This window comes from Micromonospora palythoicola, assembly GCF_036689795.1.
In the GTDB taxonomy this organism is placed as follows: domain Bacteria; phylum Actinomycetota; class Actinomycetes; order Mycobacteriales; family Micromonosporaceae; genus Micromonospora; species Micromonospora palythoicola.
This window is the reverse complement of the sequence record NZ_JBAGKI010000032.1, coordinates 38850-56519: the sequence shown is the minus strand read 5'-3', so window position 1 is coordinate 56519 and position 17670 is coordinate 38850. Positions and strand designations below refer to the sequence as shown.

The 17670-nt window shown below is 73.1% G+C and carries 19 protein-coding genes; 4 read left to right on the top strand and 15 right to left on the bottom strand.

The window, feature by feature from the left end; genetic code table 11:
• Nucleotides 1-110: 110 nt before the first annotated feature.
• The 5 genes from V5O40_RS16370 to V5O40_RS16350 form a co-directional block, all read right to left on the bottom strand.
• Nucleotides 111-1412, bottom strand: a complete 1302-nt coding sequence (locus V5O40_RS16370) for an NAD(P)/FAD-dependent oxidoreductase (RefSeq protein ID WP_164447295.1) — start codon at nt 1410-1412, stop codon at nt 111-113.
• 56 nt (nt 1413-1468) lie between these two features.
• Nucleotides 1469-1750 carry a DUF6510 family protein gene (locus V5O40_RS16365; RefSeq protein WP_332906239.1) on the bottom strand — a complete coding sequence of 94 codons (282 nt, stop codon included), beginning with the start codon at nt 1748-1750 and terminating at the stop codon, nt 1469-1471.
• Nucleotides 1751-1763: 13 nt separating this feature from the next.
• Complete coding sequence (locus V5O40_RS16360) at nt 1764-2486, bottom strand: ferredoxin reductase (protein WP_332906238.1); 723 nt, start codon at nt 2484-2486, stop codon at nt 1764-1766.
• Between the two features lie 8 nt (nt 2487-2494).
• Complete coding sequence (locus V5O40_RS16355; protein ID WP_332906237.1) at nt 2495-3094, bottom strand: sulfite oxidase-like oxidoreductase; 600 nt, start codon at nt 3092-3094, stop codon at nt 2495-2497.
• A gap of 71 nt (nt 3095-3165) precedes the next feature.
• Nucleotides 3166-4179, bottom strand: coding sequence for a TerC/Alx family metal homeostasis membrane protein (locus tag V5O40_RS16350; RefSeq protein WP_332906236.1), 1014 nt, complete (start codon nt 4177-4179; stop codon nt 3166-3168).
• A 233-nt stretch (nt 4180-4412) separates the two neighbouring features.
• Between V5O40_RS16350 and V5O40_RS16345 the strand changes: the two genes are divergently transcribed.
• Nucleotides 4413-5579, top strand: coding sequence for a CaiB/BaiF CoA transferase family protein (locus tag V5O40_RS16345; RefSeq protein WP_332906235.1), 1167 nt, complete (start codon nt 4413-4415; stop codon nt 5577-5579).
• 30 nt (nt 5580-5609) lie between these two features.
• Here the strand turns inward: V5O40_RS16345 and V5O40_RS16340 are convergent, their stop codons facing one another.
• Entirely contained in the window at nt 5610-6020 is a 411-nt protein-coding gene (locus V5O40_RS16340; protein WP_332906234.1) for a DUF2267 domain-containing protein, read from the bottom strand.
• Between the two features lie 146 nt (nt 6021-6166).
• On the opposite strand from V5O40_RS16340, the gene V5O40_RS16335 reads away from it, so the two are divergent.
• Nucleotides 6167-6439 carry a DUF2795 domain-containing protein gene (locus V5O40_RS16335; RefSeq protein WP_164447302.1) on the top strand — a complete coding sequence of 91 codons (273 nt, stop codon included), beginning with the start codon at nt 6167-6169 and terminating at the stop codon, nt 6437-6439.
• Nucleotides 6440-6648: 209 nt separating this feature from the next.
• On the opposite strand, the gene V5O40_RS16330 is transcribed toward V5O40_RS16335, so the two are convergent.
• The 3 genes from V5O40_RS16330 to V5O40_RS16320 all read right to left on the bottom strand — a co-directional run bounded on the left by V5O40_RS16330 (nt 6649) and on the right by V5O40_RS16320 (nt 8070).
• Nucleotides 6649-7311, bottom strand: coding sequence for a hypothetical protein (locus V5O40_RS16330; RefSeq protein WP_332906233.1), 663 nt, complete (start codon nt 7309-7311; stop codon nt 6649-6651).
• Between the two features lie 82 nt (nt 7312-7393).
• The gene (locus V5O40_RS16325; protein WP_332906232.1) at nt 7394-7534 is read right to left on the bottom strand and encodes a hypothetical protein; all 141 of its coding nucleotides are present in this window, start codon (nt 7532-7534) and stop codon (nt 7394-7396) included.
• On the bottom strand, nt 7531-8070 hold the full coding sequence (locus V5O40_RS16320; protein ID WP_332906231.1) for a TetR/AcrR family transcriptional regulator: 540 nt from the start codon (nt 8068-8070) through the stop codon (nt 7531-7533). The genes V5O40_RS16325 and V5O40_RS16320 overlap by 4 nt, the downstream gene beginning before the upstream one ends.
• Before the next feature lie 70 nt (nt 8071-8140).
• On the opposite strand from V5O40_RS16320, the gene V5O40_RS16315 reads away from it, so the two are divergent.
• Entirely contained in the window at nt 8141-9295 is a 1155-nt protein-coding gene (locus V5O40_RS16315; RefSeq protein WP_332906230.1) for an alpha/beta hydrolase, read from the top strand.
• Here the strand turns inward: V5O40_RS16315 and V5O40_RS16310 are convergent.
• The 5 genes from V5O40_RS16310 to V5O40_RS16290 all read right to left on the bottom strand — a co-directional run bounded on the left by V5O40_RS16310 (nt 9258) and on the right by V5O40_RS16290 (nt 15294).
• Nucleotides 9258-10211 carry a pirin family protein gene (locus V5O40_RS16310; RefSeq protein WP_408631892.1) on the bottom strand — a complete coding sequence of 318 codons (954 nt, stop codon included), beginning with the start codon at nt 10209-10211 and terminating at the stop codon, nt 9258-9260. The genes V5O40_RS16315 and V5O40_RS16310 overlap by 38 nt on opposite strands.
• A gap of 84 nt (nt 10212-10295) precedes the next feature.
• Nucleotides 10296-11228: a hypothetical protein gene (locus V5O40_RS16305; RefSeq protein WP_332906228.1), complete on the bottom strand. Its 933-nt coding sequence runs from the start codon at nt 11226-11228 to the stop codon at nt 10296-10298.
• A 307-nt stretch (nt 11229-11535) separates the two neighbouring features.
• Nucleotides 11536-12162: a hypothetical protein gene (locus V5O40_RS16300; protein WP_332906227.1), complete on the bottom strand. Its 627-nt coding sequence runs from the start codon at nt 12160-12162 to the stop codon at nt 11536-11538.
• Nucleotides 12163-12175: 13 nt separating this feature from the next.
• Nucleotides 12176-13960 (bottom strand): DUF4012 domain-containing protein, encoded by a 1785-nt coding sequence (locus V5O40_RS16295; RefSeq protein ID WP_332906226.1) that lies wholly within the window; start codon nt 13958-13960, stop codon nt 12176-12178.
• A gap of 80 nt (nt 13961-14040) precedes the next feature.
• Nucleotides 14041-15294, bottom strand: a complete 1254-nt coding sequence (locus V5O40_RS16290; RefSeq protein ID WP_332906225.1) for a glycosyltransferase family 4 protein — start codon at nt 15292-15294, stop codon at nt 14041-14043.
• Between the two features lie 162 nt (nt 15295-15456).
• Between V5O40_RS16290 and V5O40_RS16285 the strand changes: the two genes are divergently transcribed.
• Complete coding sequence (locus V5O40_RS16285) at nt 15457-16011, top strand: arsenate reductase/protein-tyrosine-phosphatase family protein (RefSeq protein WP_332906224.1); 555 nt, start codon at nt 15457-15459, stop codon at nt 16009-16011.
• On the opposite strand, the gene V5O40_RS16280 is transcribed toward V5O40_RS16285, so the two are convergent.
• A complete protein-coding gene (locus V5O40_RS16280; protein WP_332906223.1) occupies nt 15992-17458 on the bottom strand; it encodes a polysaccharide biosynthesis tyrosine autokinase in 1467 nt (488 codons plus the stop codon). The genes V5O40_RS16285 and V5O40_RS16280 overlap by 20 nt on opposite strands.
• Nucleotides 17459-17670 lie beyond the last annotated feature (212 nt).

The window sequence follows — 17670 nt, the reverse complement described above, 5'->3', positions numbered from 1 at the left end:
CCGGCGGGGGGGGGGGCCCCGCCGCCCCCGGCGCCGCCCCCCCGCCGCCCGGCGCCGGCTCGGCCCCCCCCCCCCCCCCCCCCCCCCCCCCACGCCGGTCGAACCAGTGGTCAGTGCACCCGCGCCGGCATCTCGGGCGACGAGCTCTCCAGTGGTACGGCGGTGGCGGAGATCAGTCCGAGTTGCGCCGCCGAGCGCGGCAGTGCGGCGTCGAGGAACCAGTCCGCGCTCACCCTGGCCCGGTTGCCGGGCATCGCGAGCAGGTGGTAACCGCGGGTGACCGCCTTGGCGGGCAGGCCGGACAGCGGCACCTTCAACGGGTTCGCGGCGGCCTGCTTGCCGCCCAGGTCGACCACCCAGCCGAGGTCATGGTGCTTGTACGGCCGACGGCGTCCCTGCCCGTACGAGGCGGCGATGTTGTGCGCGGCCAGCTTGCCCTGTCGCTGCGCGTGCTGGGCGGTCATCGTGCAGATCTCACCGGGCCGGGTCAGGTCGGGCACCGCGGCGGCGTCGCCGCAGGCGTAGACCTCGGGGAATCCGGGGACGTTGAGGTACTCGTCGACGACCAGCCGCCCCTTCTCGGTCCGCAGGCCCAGTTCGGCCACGAACGGGTCGGGGCGTACGCCGACGCACCAGACCAGCGAGCAGGTGGGCACGTACTCGCCGTCGGTGAGCTTGACGCCGTCGGAGGTGGCGACCGCCACCGAGGTGCCCATCCGCACGTCGACCCCGCGTCGTCGCAGCACCTTGTCGGCGGTGACCGACATCCGTCGGTCCAGTTCCGGCAGCACGCGGGGGGCGACGTCCAGCAGCAGCCACCTCGGCCGGATCTTCAGCCGGGGGTGCTGAGCGGCCAGTTCGTCGGTGAACAGGATGCCGTGCGCGGCCACCTCGGTACCGGTGTATCCGGCACCCACCACCACGAACGTGGCGCGGGCCTGCTGCTCGGCCGGATCCTCGGCCTGCTCGGCGAGCTCGATCTGCCGGACCACGTGGTCGTGCAGGTAGAGCGCCTCGGGCAGGCCACGGAAGCCGTGCGCGTACTCGGTCACGCCGGGAATCGGCAGCAGCTTGTTCACGCTGCCGACGGCCAGCACCAACCGGTCGTACGCCAGCCGGTTGCGGTCACCCTCCGGCTGGGTGAAGCCGACCCACCGGTTCTGCAGGTCGACGCTGTCCGCCTCACCGATGACCACCCGCACGCCGTCCAGCGTGCCGGACAGCGGCACCGCGATCCGGCCCGGCTCCACCACCCCCGCCGCCACCTCGGGCAGCAGCGGCAGGTACAGGAAGTAGTCGGTCGAGTTCAACAGGACGATCTCGGCTCGACCGCGGGCCAACCGGGTCAACGTCTTCGCCGCGTGGTACCCGGCGAACCCGGCCCCCACGATCACTACACGAGGCTTCGTCATTCCGGCCCGGTTCCCGCGATCCGCGCCGGCAAACGTCCAACCACCCGTCGCCGGGTCTAGCGGGTGCGTTCCGGTGGCAACGGGAACTGGAGGAAGGTGGCGCCGCGCAGGTCGAGCCAGGCACGGTCAGGGGCACGGACCAGCCGCAACATCACCTCGACGCAGGTCGGGCAGCGGCCCACCAGGCCGGGCGCCTGCGAGTAGACCCGCAGCCCGGCCACCGGGCCGGGGGTGCCGCAGTGGGCGCACCGGGCGGTGGCGCTGCTCAGGTCGACAGCGAACACCTCCCCCAACGGACCATCGAGCATGTTGCCGTCCACGTAGGGCAGCGCGGTCATCCGCGGCCTCCTCTCAACCGGTCGGGCCGAAACGTTCGGTGCGTACCCGCCGCGCCGGGTGGCCCAGCCCGACGAGCAGATCGGAGACGACCTCGACGAAGCCGGTGGGTCCGCACACGTAAACCAGCGGCTCCAGCTCCGGCGGCCAGCCGTGGTCGTTGACATCGGCCAGACCGAGCCGGTGCGGCTCGCCGCGCCATCCCTCGGGCGCCTGACGCGTGTAGACGTGGGCCACGTCGAGACCGGCGTCGTCACGTACCCGGCGGCGCAGCTCCTCGGTGTAGAACGCGTCGTCGGGACTACGCACGGAGTAGATCAGCCGGAACGGGACCCGGCTTCCGGCCGCCCGCCTCGCCCTGATCATGGCCATCAGCGGCACCACGCCCGACCCGCCGCCGACCAGCAGCACCGGTTCGGTCTGCTGTGGCCGCCACACGAACCAGCCGCCGACCGGGCCGCGTACCTCGACCGGGTCGCCCTCGCGGTAGCCGTCGACCAGGAACGGCGACACCTCGCCGTCGGTCACCCGCTGGACACACACCTCGATCCGGTCGCCGTCGGCGGGCGCGGCGAGCGAGTACGACCGGGCGGCCTGGTATCCGTCCGGTGCGGTGAGCCGGATGTCGACGTGCTGGCCGGGCAGGTGGGCCGGCCAGCCCGGCACCTGCAGCACCAGGGTTCTCGCTGTCGGTGTCTCGGCCCGGTCCGCCACCAACCGGGCCGCCCGCCAGCTCATCCGCCCGGTCAATCGCCCTGGTACCGCTGCTCACGCCACGGGTCGCCGTAGTCGTGGTAGCCGGCGGTCTCCCAGAAACCGGGGGTGTCCTCGACGGTGAGCCGGATGCCGCGCGCCCACTTGGCCGACTTCCAGAAGTAGAGGTGTGGCACCAGCAGCCGCGCCGGCCCGCCGTGCTCGGCCGGCAGGTCGTCGCCGTCGTAGCTGTGCACGAGCCAGGCCTGCCCGTCCCGCAGGTCCTCCAGCGGGAGGTTCGTGGTGTATCCGCCGTAGGAGTGGGCCAGGGCGTAGTCGGCGGCGGTGTCCACGCCGTCGAGCAGCGTGTCCAGCGAGACGCCCCGCCAGGTGGTGCCGAGCTTTGACCACCGGGTGACACAGTGGATGTCGACGGTCGGCGTCTCCTGCGGCAGCGCCATCATCTCGGCCCAGCTCCACCGATGCTCCGTACCGGTCTCGGTGCTGATCACGAACTCCCACTGCTCGCGCGGCACCCGAGGGGTCGGGCCGGCGGAGAGCACCGGGAAGTCAGGCGTCAGATACTGGCCGGGTGGCAGATCCGCGGCGTCGACGCGCGGCCGACCCTGGAAGCCCGGTGTGACGATACCCACCGCTCAGTCCTACCACGGCGCACACCGCCACGGGCCGGTTCGACCGGCCCGGGCGTACCGGCCGGGAACTCTCACTTCCGCTCGGTCACGACCTCCTTGGCCCCCGGCACCACGTTGCGGGTGGCCCGCAGGCTGGTGAAGGTGACCACGGTCAGCACGCCGACGATGACCAGCAGCGAGACCACGGTGGGGATCTCCGGGACGCCGTCCCAGATGCCGTGTGCCCAGTGCAGGCCGAGCTTGACGCCGATGAAGGCCAGGATGATCGCCAGGCCGTAGGTGAGGTGGACCAGCCGGCTCAGCGCGGCGTGCAGCACGAAGTACAGCGCCCGCAGGCCCAGCAGGGCGAAGGCGTTCGTGGCGAAGACGAGGTACGGGTCCTCGGTGATGCCGTAGACCGCCGGCACCGAGTCGACGGCGAAGACCACGTCGGTGGCGAGCACCGCCACCACCACCAGGGCGAGCGGGGTGAGTGCCCGGCGTCCGTCGACCCGCACGGTCATCTTGGTGCCGTGGTACTCGTGGACCACCGGCATGAACTTGCGTAGCAGGCGCACCGAGCGCATGGTGCCGATGTCCACCGACTGCTCGTGCCCGGTGAACGCGTCGCGGAGCAGCTTGGCGGCGGTGAACAGCAGGATCAACGCGAAGATCAGGAAGGCGAAGTCCAGGGTCTGCAGGGCTGCGGCGCCCAGGGCGATGAAGACGCCGCGCAGCACCAGCGCTCCGGTGATGCCGAACAGCAGCACCCGCTGGGCGAGCTCGGTCGGCACCGCGAAGGCGGCCAGCAGCAGCATGAAGACGAAGAGGTTGTCGACCGACAGTGACTTCTCGACCAGGTAACCGGTGAGGTACTCGAAGCCACGCTGCGAGCCGTAGCGCTGCCAGACCCAGGCACCGAAGGCCAGCGGCAGGGCTATGTAGAAGGCGGACCACCCGAGTGCTTCCTTGAGCGACACCTCGTGTGGGCGTCGGGTCACCAGGAAGTCCAGCACCAGCAGAGCGAGCACGCCGAGGATGGTGATCGCCCACAGCGAGGGCGTGCCTACCGAATCCAGACCGGCCGCCACAGACAAATCGGACATGACGCCTCCTCGAACACCGTGTCATGTTCGAGGTCTCCTTCACCCACGTTTCGTGGGCAACCACCCGAGGCGCGCTCCGGGCGCGCCGTACTGACCGGCATGGTTCGTGGGAAGTACTCCCCTCGTGCTGACAAGGTTAGGGCAGCCGAATTCGGCCCGCCACGCGGGGCGCTGCCGCGGTCGGTGGCTCCGCTCACGACGAGCGGCCCGCCGGTGGCGCCTATCGTGACCCGGTGAGCGCAGACCTGGCGACCGGCCCGCTGGCCGGCGTACGCGTGGTGGAACTGGCGGGGATCGGCCCCGGGCCGTTCGCCGCCATGATGCTGGCCGACCTGGGCGCCGACGTGATCCGGGTCGACCGGGTCACCGAGGTGGACGCCTCGGCCTTCGGCACCCCGCACCCCGACCTGCTCAACCGGGGACGCCGCTCGATCGGCGTCGACCTGAAGTCCGCCGACGGACGCGAGGTGGTGCTGGCCCTGATCGGCGACGCGGACGCCCTCGTCGAGGGGTTCCGGCCCGGGGTCACCGAGCGGCTCGGCGTCGGCCCGGCCGACTGCCACGCGGTCAACCCGGCACTCGTCTACGGCCGGATGACCGGATGGGGTCAGGACGGCCCGAACGCCCCGTACGCCGGACACGACATCGACTACCTGGCGCTGACCGGCGCGCTGCACGGCATCGGGCGGGCCGGCGAGCCTCCGGTGCCGCCGATGAACCTGCTCGGCGACTTCGGCGGCGGCGGCATGATGCTCGCCCTGGGTGTCGTCTCCGCGCTGTACGCGGTCCGCGGCGGCGGCACCGGCCAGGTGGTGGACGCGGCCATCGTGGACGGCGTCGCGGTGCTCAGCACCCAGATCCACGCGCTGCACCAGCTCGGCATGTGGCGCACCCCGCGCGGGGTCAACCTGCTCGACGGCGGTGCGCCCTTCTACGACACCTACGAGTGCGCCGACGGGCGATACCTGGCCGTCGGCGCACTGGAGCCACGCTTCTACGACGAACTGGTCCGGCGCACCGGCTTCCCACTCCCGCCGGACGAGCCGATCGACCGGACCGACCCGGCGAACTGGCCGGCGTTGCGGGCCGCCTGGGCGCGCCTGTTCCGCACCCGTACCCGGGACGAGTGGGCGGCGCTGCTCACCGCCTCCGACGCCTGCGCCGCGCCGGTGCTGGACTGGCAGGAGGCGTCGGAGCACCCGCACCTGGCCGCCCGGAGGACGTTCGTGCTCCGCGACGGGGTCGTCCAGCCGGCGCCGGCGCCCCGGTTCTCCGCCACCCCGACCGCGATCCGCCGGCCGCCGCCCTGGCCGGGTGAGCACACCGACGAGGTGCTCGCCGAGGCCGGCTTCGACCGGAACCGGGTCGCCCAGCTACGCGCCAGCGGAGCGGTCGGCTGACATCGGCACCGACCGGAACGCGACGGCGCCTCAACGACGACGCAGCGTCGCGCCGGGGGCCAGGGCGGGCTCGACCATGTCGCGGTAGTCGCGGGGCAGCTGGACCACCAGTTCGTCGAACTCCCCGCCGGTCACCGCCTCCCGAAGTGTCGTGAAGACGGCCCGGACCGCGTCCCGGGCGGCCGGCTCGGCCACCCCGGCACGCACGGCCACCCGGGCGACGAACTCGGCGGCACCGAACCGTTGCGCCGCCTCGATGTCCGGTGTCGGGCGCATCGGCAGCCGCAGCGGGGCCGGCAGCTGGACGGCCAGGTCCAGCACCTCGCCACCGGTGAGCCGCTCGGCCAGCGTTTCCAGCGTCGCCCGGATCAGCTCCGCCGCCCGCGACGACGAGGTGGCGGTGCGTTGGGCAACCTGGTCCACGAAGGTGTCGTAGTTCATCGCGTACCCCCTCCGGCCGGCGCTTACCCACCCGACCGGTACGGAAACGGCGGCCGCATTTTCGTCGCCCTCGGCGCGTGAGCCGTCCCGCGTCGGGTATCCGCGCCCGGTCGTGGCCGGATCGAGGCCCGGGAGGAGTCGACACCATGGCGAGCTACGCCGACGTCCTGCAGTACCTGTCCAGCCTGGACTACCCCGCCGGGAAGGACGAGGTGCTGCGCGAGGCCGAGCGGGAAGGGGCGCCGCCGGAGGTACTGCGGGCCCTGCGCGCCCTGCCTCCGGTGGACTACGCCAACGGCAACCAGGTGGCCCGGTCGGCCGGCATCGACGCGGCGCCCGAGATCACCGACGCGCAGCGTGGTGCCCAGGGGCGCGACAAGCGGCACCAGCGGGTGTCACAGCACCTGCGCGGCATCTAGCCGGGCGGCTCAGACAGGGGTACGCCCCGGCCGCGAACCGCGGCCGGGGGCGCTCCTGAGTAACCGCCTGCCCTGGCGACGGTGTGCGCCCGAACCGGGTCGCGGCCACCAGGCGGCCGACAGCCACCCGAACCGGGTGACTGTGCGTTACTGCGGCCAGCCTATCGCATGCCATCAGCCGAACGGACAGTGGGTGCCGACAAAGGGCCTCATCCTGTCAGCTCGGCGTATCGCCCCTCCAGGTCGACCCGGGCAAGCGCGCCGACCAGCCAGGCGAGCCGCTCCGACTCGCGGCCCCCGGCCAGCCCGGCGAGATCCTCGGCCGAGCGCCCCAGTCCGAGCCGTCGGGCCGCGGTCAGCGCCCGCCGGTCGGCGCCCGGCGCGACCTCGCCCCACAGTGCCTGCACCTCGCGCAGGAACAGGTCCGCGACCCGGTCGTCGACCCCCGGCAGGGCGGTGAGCAGCGCACGCTCCCGGACCGGGTCACGGTGCGCCGCCGACCGCAACCGCCGCAGGTCGCCCCGGTAGCGCCCGACGACCGCATCGGCCAACTCGCCCAGCAGGTCGGCCAGCGCCTCGACGTCACCGCGCTGGCCGCTGTCGCGCAGCGTCCTGACCCGGTCGGAGCGGGATGAACCGGACAGCCGGGCCGCGCTGTCCCAGCCCGCGTCGGGCAGCGCGTGCGCACCGTCGAGGGCCCGGCGGAAGTCCCCTCGTCGGGCCAGCAGCACCGACAGGCAGAGCAGCTGGAACAGGCTGGACGGGTTGTTGGTGACCCGGAAGCCGTACTGCTCGGCGAAGCCCCGGCCACTGCCGGCGAGCCGGCGCGCCAACCGCTTCCTGTCCTCGATCGTGGCAACCGTGGTGGGCATGGGCGGCTGTTACCCGCGCCCGGGGTGAGTACGCCGGACCACGCCCGGCTGCCTGGGCCCAGATCTCAGCGCTGGTCCCGCGTCAGTACGCCAACGTACCGCCGCCGACCAGCCAGCTGCCCAGCGCGCTGCCGTCCTGTTCGAGGCTGCGGACCCGGTCGAGGGCGTCGGCGCGGACCAGCTCGACGGCGGTGCCGGCGGTCCGGCCGGGGCCTGGGGTCACTCGGTGCCCACCAGCCTCGCGAGCACGCGTTCCAGCTCGGCGCGGCCGCGTTGCTGTCCCTCGGTCGCGGTGAGTTCGGCGAGGAGCAGTCCGTCGATGAGCGCGAGCGCGGCGTCAGCCACCTCCCGTGGGCTCGTCACGCCCCGCTCACGGAGTCGCTGCTCGACGGCACCGCGCACCCGGTGCGTGCCGGCCGCCAGAAACCCGCGCAGCTCGGGGCGTCGTACGGATTCGAGGGCCAGCTCGTAGCGGGCGAGGAGCCGCTCCCGGTCGGCGCCGAGCAGCTGGTCGACCACGTTCGCGAGGTCTGCGGCGAGCGTCCCGGCGGCGGCGGGGGCGATGGCCGCCTCGTCCAGCTCGGCCAGCCGATCGACGGCCGCCCGGAGCAGGTCCGCCCGGGTACGGAAGTAGTAGGAGGTGGAGCCCATCGGAAGCCCCGCCTGCCGGTCCACGGCCCGGTGGGTGAGTCCACGTCCACCCGCCCTCGCCAGCGTGGTGATCGCCGCATCCGCGATCACGGTCCGACGCTCGGTCACCATGGGCTTCCCCTCCTGCTGCTCTACAGGTGTAGAGTAGCAGGCCACCACAGCTGTAGAGGAGGAGCCCGTGTCGAACGACTACCTGGTGCACGTCCTCGTGCTCGGCCTGGCCACCACCGCCGCGTTGGTCCCACCCGCTCGACCACGGCTGCTGGCGCGGGCCGCCTTCCTGGGCGGGATGGTCGTGAACGAGGTGCCGCACCTGGTCCTGGCGCTGCTCGCGGCCTCGACCGCCGCGGCGATCTGGAGCGGAGACCTGCGCACCGACGTGCTGTCGGGCGTCCTGCTGGCGGGCGCGGTGGCGACCGCGGTGATGCTGATCCTGTTGACCCGCCGGGCCGCCCGTTCGGGGTCCGTCGCCGGCGCCGCACTGCGAGCGGCCGGCATGGACCGCGCACCGGCTAGGCGAAGCTGGTGGCGGACCGCCCTCACCCCGCTTCCGATCCGACCCCGTTCCGTGCGGCGCCTGCGCAACCTGCGCTACGGCGGCCACCGGCGTCAGCGCCTCGACGTCCTGCGCCGCCGGGACCGACCCACGGGTGGCCCGGTGCTGGTCTACTTCCACGGTGGCGGCTACTTCTCGGGCAGCAAGAACTGGGAGGCTCGTGGCCTGCTGCATCACCTCGCCGCACGCGGCTGGGTGTGCGTTAGTGCGACGTACCGGCTGCGTCCCGGGGCGGGTTTCGAGGAGCACCTCGCCGACGCCGAGGCCGCGATGGCCTGGGCGCGTACGCACGCCGGAGAGCACGGCGCGGACGCCACGACGGTCGTGCTGGCGGGTAGCTCCGCAGGGGCTCACCTGACCGCTCTCCACGCACTGCGCGCGAAGCCCGACGAGCGACCTGCCGCGGCGGTCTGCCTCTACGGCTACTACGGCCGTTACTACGGCCGCGGCGCCGACGAGGCGGTCGCGTCGACCCCGTTCGCGCTGCCGGCCTCCGACGCACCGCCGTTTCTGATCGCGCACGGAAGCCTGGACAACTACACCTCCGCCGGCACGGCGCGCGCCCTGGCGGAGAAGCTGCGGGCCGAGTCGTCGCAGCCGGTGGTCCACCTCGAACTGCCCGGCGGCCAGCACGCGTTCGACATCGTCTCCTCCTGGCGGCTGACCGCGGTCCTGGACACCCTGGACACGCTGCTGGCCGTCATCGGCGTGGGATCGGGACAGACCTGCCAGCGACCACCTAGCCGTGGAAGCCGCCGGAGCGGTCCCGGGCCTTGAGTCGGACGGTGGGCAGCGCCGGTGCGGGCAGCGGCGGGTCCGGGTCGTCGGCGACGACCCCGAACCGCCGGCCGGCCATCCAGTCCTCCCGGGCGGCGGCGATCTCGTCGTGGTCCCGGCCGACGAAGTTCCACCACATCACCAGCGGCTCCTCGAACGGTGTGCCACCGAGGAGCATCAACCGGCTGCCCGGCTCACCACGCAGGCTCAGCGTGTCCCGTCCCGAGCCGAGCCAGAGCAGCGCACCGGGGGTCAGCGGCAGGCCGTCGACCTCGCCGGCACCGTCGAGGGCCAGCAGCGCGTACTCGAAGTCACGCCGCAGCGGCAGTCCGGCGGGTGCCGGCCCGGCCAGTTCCAGTTGCGCACCGAGCAGCGGGGTGTGCACCCGCGCCGGTGAGCGTTCCCCGGCCAGTTCCCCGACCAGCAGAGTGACGTCGAGGTCCCCGTCGCGCCACCGGGGAAGCTCGGCATGGTGGGCGAAGTCGGGCGCGCCGGCCCGGGCCCCGTCCGGCAGCGCCACCCACAGCTGCACACCGTGCATCAGGGGCGGATGCCGCGCCGGCGAGCGCTCGGAGTGGGCGATGCCGTGACCCGAGGTCATCACGTTCAGTTGACCGGGACGGATCGGCTGCTGGTTGCCGAGACTGTCGCGGTGCAGGATCTCGCCGTCGAGCAGCCAGGTCACGGTCTGCAGGCCGGTGTGCGGGTGCGGCGGCACCTCCATGCCGGGCCGCTCGGCCACGTCGTCGGGTCCGAAATGGTCGACGAAGCACCAGGCACCGACCAGCCGTCGGGTGCGCTGCGGCAGCAGCCGGCGCACCGTGGTGTAGCGCCCCAGCGGCACGTCGTGGCCGGGCAGCAGCACGCTGCCGGGGTCGACCGTCGCCACACCGGGTGGCCGGGTCTCTGCTGGCATCGCTTCGGCACGCTCCACGGTTCGACTCTACGCCCGCACCGGTCGCCCGCCCCGCTCGTCGGCGAGCCGACGCCCGGGGAGGCCTCAGCCGCCGCGTACGGTCACCACGTTGGCACCGGCCACCAGGTCCAGGAAGATCCGTCCGGCGGCCCGGTCCCAGCCCGCTGAGCCGAGCACCGTACCCGGGGCGACGCCGTCGCGGCGCTCGCCGTACACCTCGACGGTTCCGGCGCCGGAGCCGGCCCGGACGCGTACCGGCACGCCGTCGGTGACCGTGACGTCGAGCTGGTTGACCCCACCGGTGACCCGCACCACGAGCGGGCCGTCGACGCCGGGCAGCCGAAGGTCGGTCCGGGTCGCGCCGCCCACCAGCTCCAGTCCGGACAGCCGGGCGGCGCTCAGGTCCACCCGTCGCTCGGCGGCCCCGCCGGTGAGCCGCAGGTGCCAGGACACCCGGGCGCTCAGCAGCACCTCGACCGTGCCCGGCTGTTCGCCGACCCGCTCCATCCGCAGTGCCAACCGATCGCCCACCAGTTCCGGACGTGCCCGCGCGCCGGACCCGGCGGGGCTGACCACGCGGTACAGCTCCTCCCCCAACTCGGTGACCCGCAGGTCGACGCGGTCCAGCCCGTCGACCAGCTCGAAGCTGGCCCGCCGTCGGTCGTGCAGCGGTGCGGTCCACACCTGCTCGGGGCTTTCTCGCGCGGCCCGGGCGGCACCGCCCAGTCCGCTGGCGTCGTCCGGCGCGGCGGTCGCGCCGGCCACCGGGTCCGTTCCGCCGGAGAAGACCAGGCCGAGCCGGTGCGGGTCGGAGAGGATCGCCACGACCGCGACCGCTCCCAGCCCCAGCACCAGTACCACGGCGGCGACCAGCAGCCGGGCAGCCGGCGACCAGACCGGCCGATCCGGTGGTGCCGCTCTGACGTCGGCGGGCGTCGCCGGTGACACCTCGGCCTGCGACGCCGGGATCGGCCCGGCTGGTGTTCGATCCTGTCCGTTCCGCACCGATCCGGCCATCGGCCTCCCCTTCCACGGTCCCCTACCGAGGGGTACGCGCCAGGAGGCGGGACGGATCAGTCTGCCGGGCGTCGAACCCGGGCCTGAGCTGGCAACGAGTCGCAGTGGACCGGACGGTGGTGACGGACCGTGTCCGAGGGCGCGCGGCGCCACCGAGGCCCGGCCGAGGCGGACACCGACGGGTTCGGCCGGGTCGCCGAGGCGGTGCCGGCACCCGCCTGGGGTTGGGCGCAACGGTACCGGTGCCCGTCGGAGGGAGCGGCGGGCACCGGTACCTTGGTCTCCGGGCCCTGCCCGGAATGGTGGGTCAGCTCGCGCCACCCGCACCGAAGCGGTTGCGCCGCCGCCAGGCCAGCGTGCCGAGCAGCAGGACGGCACCGGCGGCGACGAGCCCGCCGCCGACCTTCATCGGCGTGTCCAGGCTGCTGCCGGTGACCGGCAGGTGCGGCTTCTTCTTCGGCAGCACCCGCAGCTGGGTCGAGGCGGTCCGCCCGGACTCCCGGCCAGTCGCGGTGAAGGTGAGCAGGCCGGTCACCGAGGGCGTGTACCGCCGGGTGAAGACCCCATCGGAGTTGGTCCGGGCGGTGAAGCTCAACGGCGCGCTGGCCTGGAAGGCCACCGGTGCCATGGCGACGGTGCTGCCGTCGCTGCGCCGTGCCGTACCGGCGGCCGGTGCGGCCAGCGGCGACACCGAGACGACGATGTCCACCGTCTCGTTCGGCCCGAAGTTGCGGCCGGTGAGGATGACCGTCTCACCGATGAAGATGGTGGGTCGGTTCACCGTCAGCGACGCGAGCACCGGCGGATACGGCGGTGGCTGGGGCGTACCGTCGACAGATGGCGTCGGCTGCGGCTGTGCCGCCCCCGCCGCGGTCGGCACGGCCACCACGGCCAGACCGACCGTGAGCGCCATGATGATGCGGGAAAGCCGCATGGTTCGTTCCCTCCTACTGAGAACAGCTTGGTGCGGTAACAACATGGGTGGTCCATGGGGTGGCGGTCGGGGTCAGCCACAGCTCGGCCGTACCGCTGTCCGTCTTCCCGGTCAGCAGCGAAACCTCCAACGTGCGGGTCCCGCCCGGTCCGATCTCGACGTTCACGGTGGCGACCTGCCGCCGCCGTTCGGTGCCGTTGCCCACGGAGGTCTCGGCACCGTCGAGTCGGGTGTCGAGCACCGCCCCGCCGGTGGGGCCGTACACCGACACCAGGGTGCGGACGGTGTACGGGTCCCCGGCCCGACCGAGGCCGAGAACCGACTCGCTGAGCCCCGAGGCCGGTGCGGTGGACCGGAGCGTCACCCGGAGGCTCAACTCACGGCGGCCGTCGGCGTGGCAGTCGCCGACCCTGAGGTCGGCGGTCTGCCGGAGGTAGTAGCCGAGCTTCGCGCCGCTGCCGTCGTTGAGGAACACGCCGACAGTCGGCACGGTGTCCTGTTCCGGAAGCGCCCCGGCCATCCGGCTGTCGCCGAGCGTCCGCTGTTCCTCCGGTCGGGCACTCCAGAACAGTATCCGACGTTCCTGTATAGAGCGGTCGAATGCGGACAACAACCCATTCGGGTGGATGTTCCGGGCGAAAAGCGTGTCGAACACCGTGGCTGCCGCCCCCGCGAAGAAGCCGTCCTGTTCCCCCGGACTCATCCGCTGGTAGGTGTCGCTGAGCAGGGTCCGGACCGCGTTCTCCGCGCTCAACGCCACCCCGCCCGGCACCCGCACCGGCCCGGTGGCCTTGAGCAGGTACGACAGCACCACCGGGTCGACCGCGAGGACGCCGTCCACCTTCTCCCCGCTGTGCCGCCGGTACATCTCCCGGTACAGCGCGGCGGCGGTCGGAAAGTGCGGACTGAGGTTGACGTCCGCCGGGTAGATGCCGGGCAGCTCACCCCAGAGGGCGCGCACCTCCGCCGGGATCTTCAGGGGCGCGGGAAACCGACCGAGGCTCGAACTGCTGCCCTGGGCACCCATCTTGACCCGGCCCTTGTCCGCCTCGATCACCGCGTACGCGCCGAACATGCCGCCGGTCGCGCGCAACTCCGCGGAGTTCTGCGACACCAGCAGGTAGCGTCGCGGCCCGTCCACGCCGAGCAACGGCGGCAACAGGCGGCTCGCCCGGTCCGCCGCCGAGGTCATCGCGGCCAACCGGTCGATCTCGCCACGCAGCTCCGCCAGGGCGCGCCGGACCTGCCCGACCAGCCGGTCGTCGGAGACCTCGGCCAGCTCCGTGCGGGTCCGCTGCACCTCGGCGTGCACCGCGACCAGATCGTCGGTGACGGCCCGCAGGCCGGTCAGGTCCAGCCGACCCTCCTGAGGCACCAGCCCGCCGAGATCGACGCGGAGCAGCGCCGGGAAGGCCTGGCGCGCCAGGTCGTCGATGGCGACGGCGATCTGCCGGACCGCGGCGAGGTTCGCCCCGGCGACCGGGGCCTGCCGGCCGAGCCACCAGCCGGGATCCCCGGTGGCCCGCCGCGCCGCCCCGGACTGCTCCTGCAGGGCGGCGAGGGTGCGCTGGGCGCGGGCGGTGTCGCCACCGACCAGATGGGCGCTCAGCTCACCGGCCAGACCGGCGGCGTTGACCAGGTGGGCGCGGGCCTGCCAACCCCGGAAGCCGACCCAGCCGGCGAGGCCCAGCAGCAACGAGCCGACCACCAACGTGGTCAGCAGGACACGACGCAGTCGGGCGCGCCGACGACGGCGGGACCGACTACGCCGCCGTCGAGGGCTCTCGCTCTGCGTCACGTCATACCTCTTTCCGAAACGGACAGAAGACCACATTGTTCCTAGCACCTAACGGCGATTCGGGTGCGTTAATGACGGAATCAGGCGTTACGGGAGATCCGCTCGGCTTCCGTGTCGCGTCTCGTGTCGCCGGCCGCCGCCTCGCGCAGCAGTTCCTCGATCCGGTCCACGCCCGACGGCAGCGACATCTCCCGCAGGTACGCATCCCGACCACGCCGCCCCATCTCGACCCGCGCCGGTGCGGGGATCTGCGCCGCCAGCCAGAACCGGTCCGCCAGGCTGGCCCAGTCCTCCGGCGGGCAGGACAGCCCCGCCCGGGCCCGTTCGACGAGGGCCGCGGTGTCGCCGCCGGCCGAGGCGACCACCGGCGCACCGCACGACAGCGACGCCTGGAGCTTGTCCGGCACGCTGCCGCGCAACTCCGGCAGATCACGCATCATCACCAGCTGGTAGTCGGCGGCGGCGTACAGCTCCGGCATGTCCAACGGGGAACGCCGGTCCACGAACCGGACGTTGTCGGCTCGCAGCTCGGCGGCGAGGCCGCGCACCCGCCGCTCCTCGGCACCCGAGCCCACCAGGACCAGGTCCACGGTGTCGCCCAGCGCGGCCGCCGCCCGTACCGCCGTGTCCAGCCCCTGCCGCGCACCGATGGTGCCGGCGTGCATCACGACGCACCGCTCGTCCCGGCGGACCAGCCGTCGGGCGGCCGGGCTGGCCGGCACCGGACGGAAGATCCGCTCGTCGGTCCAGTTGAGCACCACCCGGACCCGCGCCTGGTCGATCCCGTCCGTCAGCACCGCGTCCCGCAGCGAGGGAGAGGTCACCGCGACCCGGCTGGCGGCCCGGTAGGTCCGGAGCGTGGCCGCCCGGACCCGAGCCGCCCACCGGCCGTCGTCGACGGAATCGGGGAGCTGTTCGGCCCAGACGTCCGGCACGTGCAGCACCAGCGGCACCGGGCCGAGCAGGCGGAGCAGGGCCGCCGAGGCGAACGCGGCGGCCGGCGGCTGATGCACGTACAGCACGTCCACGCCGGCCAGGAAGCGCCGGCCGACGAGCGCCGCGCTGCCGGCGAAGGTGAGCCAGGAGGCCATCCGGCCCCGTACGGTGGCGTCGCCGGTGCTGTACCGGGGCACCCGCCGCACGGTCAGCCCCCGGCTGCGGGTCTCGTGGTGCCAGCGCTGCCGCCAACCCGGGTAGACGTGCCCGCCCGGATAGTCGGGGAACCCGGTCAGCACCCGTACCTCGTGTCCCCGCGCGGCCAGTTCCTCGGCGAGGCTGCCGGGGATGAACGCCGGCTCCGGTGGGAAGTGGTACGTCACGATCCCGATTCGCACCGGGACACCCCCGTCTCCGCGTTCCGGTTCGGCGCGCCGCCCGGGACCGGGGACGCGACGACTGCGTACGATCTCGGCATCCCCTCATCGGGTGGACGCCGCCGGCGACCGCCCGTCGTCGCGGTGCCACCGCCCGCGACCGCGTCGTCCAGGGGGTTCCACATGCTCAGCGGGGTGCTGTTCGTCTGCCACGCCAACCTGTGCCGGTCACCGATGGCCGAGTACGCCGCGCGTCGCCTGCTCGCCGGGCAACCGGTGACGGTGGCCAGCGCCGGCACCGACGCCGTCGAGGGACTGGCCATGCATCCGTACGCGGCGACGATCGCCGCCGAGACCGGTGACGACCCGACGTCGTTCCGCAGCCGGCGGCTGCTGCCGGAACACCTCACCGGGGCGGTGCTGGTGCTGACCGCCACCCGGCGCCAGCGCTCGATCTGCACCGCGCTGGCACCGGCCGCGCTGCACCGGACGTTCACGCTGCGCCAGTTCGGCCGGCTCGCCGCGGCGGCCGAGCCGGCGGGGAGCGAGCAGGACGATCCGGTCCGGGCCGCGGTGGCTGCCGCGGCCCTGGCCCGGGGGCGGTTGCAGCCCGCCCCCGGGGACGCCGACGACCTACGGGACCCGGTGGGCGGTACCCCGGAGGATTTCCGACGCTGCGCGGAGGAGATCGACCGGGCGCTGCGGCCACTGGCGACGCTCATCGGGACAGCCGGGTGAGTTCCTGCGTGTGGTCGCTCACCTCGCCGGCGCGGGTCCGCTCGGCATGCCGGCCGGCCCTGCTCCGGTCGGTCGGCACCGACTGACCACCGCTCGCGGCGGCCACCACCCGGTACGCCTCGTACTGGTACGCCTCGGCCTTGGGCACCCGGGCCATGTTCAGCACGCAGCCGAGCAGCCGCACCGACACCGAGTGCAGGGCCCGGGCGGCCGCGGCGACCTGGGCCCGCGAGGTACGCCCCTGCTGGGTGACCAGCAGCGCGCCGTCGGCCTGCACCGCGACCACCACACCGTCGGTGACCGCGAGCAGCGGCGCGGTGTCGATGATGACGATGTCGGCGGACTCCCGAAGGGCGAGCAGCAGGTCCGACATCGCCTTGGAGCCGAGCAGTTCGCTCGGGTTGGGTGGCGCGGAGCCGCTGGGCAGCACGAGCAGCGACTTGTCGCCCCAGCGCTGGACCACGTCGCCCACCTGCACGTCGCCGACGAGCACGTCGGTGAGCCCCACGCCCCGGTCGATGCCCAGGTAGTCGCCGACCTTGGGCCGGCGCAGGTCGGCGTCGACGAGCAGGACCCGCCAACCCGCCTCGGCCAGGGCGATCGCCAGGTTGCACGACAGCGTGGTCTTGCCCTCGCCCTGCAGGGCACTGGTGACGGCGATGACCCGGGCCGGCTCGTGCACGTCGACGAAGCGCAGGTTCGTGCGCAGCTTGCGGACGGCCTCGGCGCGCGCCGAGGTGGCGGCCTCGCCGACGATCAGGGGGGCCGACCGCGCGCTGGTGTCGATCGGGATCTCACCGAGCAGCGGACTGCCGGTCACCCGCTGCAGACCGGCCGCGTCGCGCAGCCGGACGTCGGCCATGCCCCGCAGGAGCGCCAGGCCGATGCCGGCCAGCAGGCCGAGCAGGGCGCCGATCGCGGTGTTGCGCACCGGCTGCGGCGACACCGGCGTGGGGGTCACCCGCGGTCCACTCACCACTTCGATCTTGATCGGCCCGGGGCTGCCGTCCGGTCGCGTCTCGACCTTCTGCACGAGTTCGACGAACGTCGCCGAGAGCGCCTCGGTCACCCGCAACGCCCGGGCCTGGTCGGTGTCGGTCACCGACGCCCGCAGCAGCACGGTACCGGTCTCGGTGGAGGTGCTGACCCGACGCTGGATCTCCTCGGCGGTCAAGCCGAGCTGGCTGTCGGAGACCGCGGCCTGCGCCAACCGGTCACTGGTCAGCAGCTCCGCGTACGACTTCACCCGCTGCTGGAGGAAGAGCCCGCCCTGGTAGGCGTCGGTGACGCCCTGGCTCGGCGTGGTGACGAAGAAGGTGACCGAAGCGACGTAACGAGGCTGGGCCCGCACGGTGACCAGCGCGGTCACGCCCAGCGCCACCATGAGGGTGACCAGGACGATCCACCAGTGCCGGCGCACCAGGCGTAGTTGGCGGTACAGGTCCATCAGGCGGGCCTCCGTACCGGGCCGGTAACGCCAAAGAACTTCACGAAAACCCCCAAGGTCGACTCAATCTCGTGAAACCATTAAAGCGGCTCATGCGGCTTATGTCCGGAGTTAGGTATTTTCTGAATAGCCGATCTCGTCCGCAGTGACCAACCGGACCAGCGGTCCGTCGGAATCGCTCCGATCCGGAAAAAATGCGATGTCGTCGCCGA